The sequence below is a fragment of the Aeromonas sp. QDB11 genome (assembly GCF_027705265.1).
In the GTDB taxonomy this organism is placed as follows: domain Bacteria; phylum Pseudomonadota; class Gammaproteobacteria; order Enterobacterales; family Aeromonadaceae; genus Aeromonas; species Aeromonas allosaccharophila.
Genome location: NZ_JAPDBM010000200.1, coordinates 1 through 879 on the forward strand (window position 1 = coordinate 1; position 879 = coordinate 879).

An 879-nucleotide genomic window follows, 5' to 3' on the forward strand; every position below is an offset into this window, starting at 1 on the left:
CAGCATGACGCCCCCCTTCTGATAGCGGTAACCGTCGCGCCAAATCTGCGGTAGCAGCACGTTCACTTGCTGCAGCAGCAACCGGGTATCATCGCTAGGGCAGACCAGTCGGACGCCAGCCTGCTCACTGTAGTAAGGAGCTCGTTCGTCAAAGGGGCTGGTTCGCACGAACAGGTGCACCCGTTGGCAACACATCCCCTCGGCCCGCAACTTCTCGGCTGCGCGAGCCATAAAGCCTGACAACGCTTGGGCCATTTCTCCACGGTCAGTCACGCGCTCACCAAAGGAACGGCTCGAGAGGATCTGCTGCTTCGCCGCCGGTTCAACGGTCAGCTCTGCGCAAGGCAGGCCACGCAGCTCCTGTACGATTCGCTCGACCACCACGCCGTATTGGGCGCGTAACCCTTTGGCGTCGCTAGCCACCAGGTCAGCAACGGTGTTGATGCCTTGTGCCACCAACTTGGCTCCCAAGCGCCGTCCTATGCCCCACACCTCGTCCACCGGGGTGATAGCCATCAGCCGTGCGCGGCGCAGCTCGTCACGCAAATCCACGACGCCGCCTGTGGCAGGCCATTTTTTGGCTGCATAGTTGGCCAGCTTAGCAAGGGTCTTGGTGGGGCCGATCCCAACCCCTACCGTTAGGCCGGTCCACTGCCACACTCGCTGCCGGATCTGTTGCCCATAGGCTATGAGGTCCCCGGCAAACGACTCCGACAGTGACAGGAATGCTTCATCGATAGAGTAGACCTCCAGCTCGGGGGCCATGGTCTCCAACGTGCTCATCACCCTGCCAGACATGTCTCCATAGAGCGCGTAGTTGGAGCTGAATGCCACACCGCCATGCGCCTCGAACTGCTCGCGGATCTTGAAGTAGGGCCC

General features: G+C 61.3%; 1 protein-coding gene. It reads right to left on the reverse strand.

Annotation, left to right across the window (positions count from 1 at the left end):
- The coding region (locus OKC40_RS22645) for a Y-family DNA polymerase (RefSeq protein ID WP_270797046.1) at nucleotides 1–879 on the reverse strand (879 nt) is incomplete at both ends.